General features: G+C 32.1%; 7 protein-coding genes. All 7 read right to left on the reverse strand.

Going from position 1 to position 5,758, the window contains the following annotated elements:
• Positions 1-266: 266 nt before the first annotated feature.
• Entirely contained in the window at positions 267-1,253 is a 987-nt protein-coding gene (locus FGF67_RS16520) for a hypothetical protein (protein WP_139698864.1), read from the reverse strand.
• 145 nt (positions 1,254-1,398) lie between these two features.
• Positions 1,399-1,905 carry a hypothetical protein gene (locus FGF67_RS16525; RefSeq protein WP_139698865.1) on the reverse strand — a complete coding sequence of 169 codons (507 nt, stop codon included), beginning with the start codon at positions 1,903-1,905 and terminating at the stop codon, positions 1,399-1,401.
• Positions 1,906-2,051: 146 nt separating this feature from the next.
• Complete coding sequence (locus FGF67_RS16530) at positions 2,052-2,552, reverse strand: SMI1/KNR4 family protein (RefSeq protein ID WP_199240708.1); 501 nt, start codon at positions 2,550-2,552, stop codon at positions 2,052-2,054.
• A gap of 229 nt (positions 2,553-2,781) precedes the next feature.
• A complete protein-coding gene (locus FGF67_RS16535; protein WP_139698866.1) occupies positions 2,782-4,191 on the reverse strand; it encodes a pyridoxal phosphate-dependent decarboxylase family protein in 1,410 nt (469 codons plus the stop codon).
• A 128-nt stretch (positions 4,192-4,319) separates the two neighbouring features.
• Positions 4,320-4,694: a hypothetical protein gene (locus FGF67_RS16540; protein WP_139698867.1), complete on the reverse strand. Its 375-nt coding sequence runs from the start codon at positions 4,692-4,694 to the stop codon at positions 4,320-4,322.
• A 1-nt stretch (position 4,695) separates the two neighbouring features.
• The gene (locus tag FGF67_RS16545; RefSeq protein ID WP_139698868.1) at positions 4,696-5,037 is read right to left on the reverse strand and encodes a hypothetical protein; all 342 of its coding nucleotides are present in this window, start codon (positions 5,035-5,037) and stop codon (positions 4,696-4,698) included.
• 126 nt (positions 5,038-5,163) lie between these two features.
• On the reverse strand, positions 5,164-5,628 hold the full coding sequence (locus FGF67_RS16550) for a hypothetical protein (protein WP_139698869.1): 465 nt from the start codon (positions 5,626-5,628) through the stop codon (positions 5,164-5,166).
• Positions 5,629-5,758: the final 130 nt, after the last annotated feature.

Here is a 5,758-nt window from a genome sequence, read left to right on the forward strand (position 1 = left end):
TTTTCCTGTTGTAAGTTCGTCTAAAATTTTCAGTTTAAAAGGTTCTGAATACCGTCTGATTACTTTGTCATTTTTGTACATAATGTTTGAAATTATGTAGCCTTTATTCAGGACGGGTCATAATTGTGCCCAACGGTCTCGGCTATGAGTAGTTGCGTGGTTTAGCACTTAACTTTGCAAGTACACACCAAGCTGAAAATCCGTGAGGATTTTCAGAAGTAGGCGAGAACAAGCAATTACTTATAGCCATTGTTGTAGCCAGTTTTTTATTCCGTTGGATTTTTTATTTCTTTCACAGTTTTAGCCAAATCATTCACTTTGCCTAAAACACTATCAAGGGTTTGTTTAAATGATTCAGAATATTTGTCAGTTGGATGTTGAACTTGTTTTGCATTCCCGATTGTATCGTCAATCTCCATAAACATTTCAGTCAGTCTTTTATTGGTTATCTTTTTTAAGTCTCCATCTTGACTAACTAATTGATTAATATAAGTTGCTCCACCACCAAGAAAATTGTCCAAATGAGTATATTTTAAATGTAAAATTTGATGCAATTTAAATTGTTGAAATAAGAAATAGGATAAAATAGCTAAAGAGGAAACAGCACCGAGCCTAACTAATATTTTTTCGTAAGATTCAAGGTTTTGTATATACGTTAATTTATAGCTGAAAACTAAAAATCCAGCTATTCCAATAAGTGAAATAATAAAACCTCCTAAAAAGCAATATTTTGTGATATTTGAAGTTTTTCTCACGTCTTTCAAGTTGTCAGCAAAGTTTTTTTGTAAACCAAGTTCAGATTTCAAATCCAGTACGTTGGTAATTCCATTATTAATTTGTTCGGTGACATCATTTTTTAAAGAGACCATATCCTCGTCAATTCTCTTGAGAACTTCTTCTTTTAGGCTTTCTACTTCGTCTGAATTTAAATATTGAGGTTTGATTGAACCTACTTCCTCTTCTAATTCTTGAAAGAAAGAAACAGCTCTGTCGAAAAACTGTTTGATTGTATTAACATTATTTGACCTTAATGTATTATTCCATTGTTGATTCCAAGGATTGAATTTATTTTTATCAAATGAAATTAAATTGTCATTCAATGTTGTCCATTGTTCAATATCCGATATACTATTTCTTAATGTATGAAAGTACGACCTTCTATAATCAAACCGCTGTTTAATTTCTGTCGCTTTTTGTTGAAGAACATTACCAGCAAGGTTATCTAATTCTTCGGGATTATATATGTATTCCATAGTTTTTTCTCAAATTGGCTACAACGGTCTCGTATAACCGTCAGTTACGGGTTAATATGCCTTAATTTTCGGTTTAGAACTGACGTTAGCAATTCCGAGTGGATTCGGACGTAGTCGAATCCGCCGTAATTGCGGTTATACATTGTTACCCAACGTTTTTTTGTTTTTTCAGCGTAATTATAATTCCGTTTTCTCTTATAAATTTTATGTCGTCTCCTTCTAAATCTTTAGCGGTTTTAATATTTTCTTCTTTGAATAAGTAAGCAGGCACGATTTCCGACTTTATTATTAAAGAGTCAGAAGTCAGTTTTAGAATTTCGTACGGAAATCCTACATCGTATTCGAAAGCTATTAATTCAGTTCCGTCAATCCAGAATTTTTGATGGTCGTTACAATTCCGTTTCGTCTTGTCATTTTCATAAACTTTTAAAATTCCATACTCATCAAATTCAAATATTGAGTTCAATCCCATTTTTTCACAGAAAGAAGGATGCTCAAACGGTAAGAAATTAGATTTAGTTACTTTCCATTTTCCAATCAGTTTTACATACTGTTCAGTTTTCGGTAGTTTTTCAGGTTTTTTTGAAAAGTTACAACTCGAAAAAGTCAGAATAAAAACTATGAATGATATGTAGAATGTCGTTTTTTTCAAATGTTGGGTAACGTGTTTGGCTATGGTTTCGTTGCGTGAAAATCCGCGAGGATTTTCCGCCGTAAACCAAAGATAGTTAAGTGGAAGGAATTTTCGGCAGAAAATTCCGAAGCAATGAACTATAGCCGGTGTTGTGTACAGTTTTTTTATTCAATTCCGTTTATTGTATCCAAAAAGTATTCGGTCAGATTTTTATATTCTATTTCTCCTGGAATCCAACTTGCAAATTTCCAATATTTCCATTTGTCATTTTTGTCAGTTGGCGGTATTAAAAGAAACCATTGCTCTTCTTGCTTTCCAGCAACAATTATACTTTTATTTAATTCTTTTCCAATATCTTCTGTTTGTTTTTGACTCCAAATTTTAATCATATCTGGGTCAAAATTTTTCAAATATTCAATTTGATTTATTTTCTCAAAACTTGGCTCAACTGCATCATTATAAGTCGGATATCCATTTGCTATTTTTAGAAATTCTTTATAGTCGGCAGGTAATTTAATTCCAAGCCTAATTTCAGTTTCTGCAATTTCTTTTTCTGTTGCGGGAAGATTTCCAATCCATTTATTTTTGATTTGCTCGGAAGTGAAATAATTATTGTCATTTGTAGTCAATGACTTTTGGAATAGGTCAGTCAGTATTTTTTTCATTTCACTTGTTTGATTTGAAGTCGATTTTGTCAAATCCTTTGAGTTTCCACAAGACGACAAAAGAAATAGGATTCCAAACGTAAATTTGTTAATTGCTGTCATTTCTCAAATTGTACACAACGGTTTGTATAAGAATAGTAGCGAATTTTGGAACACTAACTTTTTGGTTAAACACAGAACTTTTAAATTATTACATACTTTTGTTTTAGCGATTAAACCGCTATTATTTTTATACATTGTTGGCATTAGTTATTTCCAATTCCAAAGCCTTTTCAAATGATTTTACTGATTTAGTTATATCATTTTTAGTAGTTGCCCAAGAGCAAATACTAACTCGCATAACTTTTTTGCCATACCACATTGAGCCTCCTAACCAACACTCTCTTAGCATTTGAATATTATTCAACACTTGCTCTGTAATTTTATCATTGTCACATCTAACAATAACTTGATTGAACACAATGTCGTTTTCGACATAGAAACCTCTTATTTTGCCTATTTCTTCTGCAAACTGTTTGGCTCTTTGATGCATTGTTAAAATCATTTCATCAATTCCGTTCTTTCCTAAGTACTTCATTATAGACCACAACTCAATTATCCTTGCTCTTCGAGACATTTCGGGTGTGTAAAACATTCCGTCTCTTTCGGTACTTTCTACAATATAGCTTCCAGACATATGAAGTGCAGAAGTCATAGCCTCTTGGTCTGAACAAAGTATTATTCCACAATCGTAAGGTGTATTTAATGTTTTGTGTCCATCTACAGCCCAAGAAGTAGCATTGTTTATTCCCTTAGTTAAATATTTCAAATCATTTACAGCCTCAGCCCACAAACCGAACGCACCATCAATATGAACCCAAGTATTTGTTTTTTTAGCTCTTTCGCATATTTTTTCAAAATCATCAAATGCTCCACTATTTACATTACCTGCCTGTAGAATTAAAATAGTATTTTCATCCAATTCAGGAATTAATTCAGTTATGATTCTCCCTTGATTATCAACATCAACCCATTCTATGCTCTCTGTTCCTAAACCTAATATTCCGATTGCTTTCAAAACTGTTGAATGTGATTGTTTACCAGTTACAATTCTTATTTGAGGTGCGTTTCTAAGTCCATTTTTATTTATATCCCAATTATTTCTTTCAAGAATACGATACCTAGCCGCTGCTAAGCCACATAAATTAGCTGTCGATGTACCGCTCACAAATCCAGCAGAAGATTGTTTAGGTAAATTAAATAAATCTATCAGCCATTTTTCTACTACAGATTCTAACTTACTACCGATAGGTGAGAGAACGTTCATTGCAGGTGCTTGATCCCAATATGTACCTAAATTTTTAGCTGCTAAACCAACTGGAACGGCACTTCCACAAACAAATCCAAAGTATTTTCCTCCTAATGTTGCGGTTGTTGCAGGACTCCCATATTTATTTAATTGTTCTATTACACTTTTAGCATTTGTCGAATCTACAGGAAGTTCCTCATCGAATATGGATAAGTTATTAAGTGCTTCTTGGGTAGGAAAAACATTTCGCTCAAAAACGTTCTCTATATAGTCAAAAGCATATTGCTGTGCTTGATTAAATATATCTTTGTTTCTAATTTCTAGAAACATTTTATCTTGAATTTTGCTCATTTTTTCTAATTAATGCCAACGGTTTTGTGTATGATTTCGTTGCGTTGATTTGGCAACTAATTTAGTAAAAAATAACAGGCAATAATTCAGCGCGAGGATTTTCCGAAAGGAAAATCAGAAGCAATGAATTATACACGGTGTTGTAAAACGTTTTTTAATTCCGCTATTTTATTTTCAATTTCAGATTCCGATTCATAAGGTGATTCAGCCATAAAGTATGAGTAAGCCAAATCATTTATTAATTCATAGGCTTTTTCATAATATTCTTCAGCGAATTTTTTTGGGAAATTTTGATGTTCAGTCCAATTTTTGATAAAATCAGATATATACCAAATTCCACAAGCAGTATCTCGTGATAAATTCAGATTTTCTTTTGTCCGTTTACATTCAGCATTTAGTTCGGTCAGTAGGTTAATAAACGAATCGTGATTCCAATTTAAGTCAGTTCTTAATTCAAGTAAAAATGAACCGTTTTCAGCGTTTAATTCGTCTATTAATTTCATCCTAATTGCTTTCAGAGCCCTTGTCCAATTTATAAGTTACAGAAATGACCTTTCCATCTTTTCGTTCAACTTTGTCAGCGTCTTCAGCAGCTATATCCAAAAAATCCTGCGTAAAGGGATTTGGTTGAGAATATAAGAAACTCCAACTTGAAGAATTAAAGACTAAATCTTTTGCTTTTCCGAAATCCATATTTAACTTTTCCACAATTATTTTCATTGTCGAAATCGGATTAGAACCTGCCTTTTTTAAATCAGATATAAACTCTTCTATTTCCGTTTCAGACGAAGATTCGTTTATGTTCCGTTCAATTATTTTTTCAATTTCTTTATTGTGTTCGAGCATTTCCTCAAATGTTTTACAACGTGTTTGTGTATGATTAGTGGCGTGTTTAAGAACCTAATTTAGCAAATAAAAACGGAATAGAAAATCCGCGAGGATTTTCGTAAACAAGCTAAAACCAGCCATTAATTATACATAGTGTTGTGCGTAGTTTATTAACTCTTTCCATTGTTCTGTAACCTTTTCCGTTTTTAATAATTCATTAGAGTAGGATGTTTTTAACTCTGTTTTTTTCCAAAACTTTAAAGGAAATGTAGCAGTTGTTCCAAGGTTTATTAATTCCTCGTTGTCTACTTCAATTTCTACTTTGGTTTTAAATATTCTTGATCCTTTTGAGTAATCAGTGATTTTCTTTTTTTTGGTTAATAGTAAAAAGAATGTATCGATAGCATCTTCCATTGAATCATAGTCAAAATTATAATGAGTGTGATTCAGTCCAAATCCAATAATTAATTCCTTATCATCTACAGAAATCCAGAATCCTGTATCTGCAATCGTAAGATGATTACCATCTTCGTATTTATTTATCTCTTGAGAGAATTCTTCATTCAATAGATTTTTGAATTTCTCAAATAAGTACTGATTTGGCTTCATAGGCTAATGTCTAGTCCTGAAATATGGCTACAGGTTAAAAATTGATTTACGCTGTTTTTAAATATACCATATTTGGTGTTTTATAGTCTAAAGATACATGTAATCTAATTTGGTTGTATAGATTGATTGC

This window comes from Allotamlana fucoidanivorans (genome assembly GCF_006265225.1).
Lineage (GTDB): Bacteria > Bacteroidota > Bacteroidia > Flavobacteriales > Flavobacteriaceae > Allotamlana > Allotamlana fucoidanivorans.

Excerpts from the sequence above, each read along its gene's own strand:
- FGF67_RS16520 (WP_139698864.1), bottom strand. The coding sequence starts at position 1,253 with ATGGAATACATATATAATCCCGAAGAATTAGATAACCTTGCTGGTAAT.
- FGF67_RS16530 (WP_199240708.1), bottom strand. The coding sequence starts at position 2,552 with ATGAAAAAAATACTGACTGACCTATTCCAAAAGTCATTGACTACAAAT.
- FGF67_RS16545 (WP_139698868.1), bottom strand. The coding sequence starts at position 5,037 with ATGCTCGAACACAATAAAGAAATTGAAAAAATAATTGAACGGAACATA.
- FGF67_RS16535 (WP_139698866.1), bottom strand. The coding sequence starts at position 4,191 with ATGAGCAAAATTCAAGATAAAATGTTTCTAGAAATTAGAAACAAAGAT.
- FGF67_RS16550 (WP_139698869.1), bottom strand. The coding sequence starts at position 5,628 with ATGAAGCCAAATCAGTACTTATTTGAGAAATTCAAAAATCTATTGAAT.
- FGF67_RS16540 (WP_139698867.1), bottom strand. The coding sequence starts at position 4,694 with ATGAAATTAATAGACGAATTAAACGCTGAAAACGGTTCATTTTTACTT.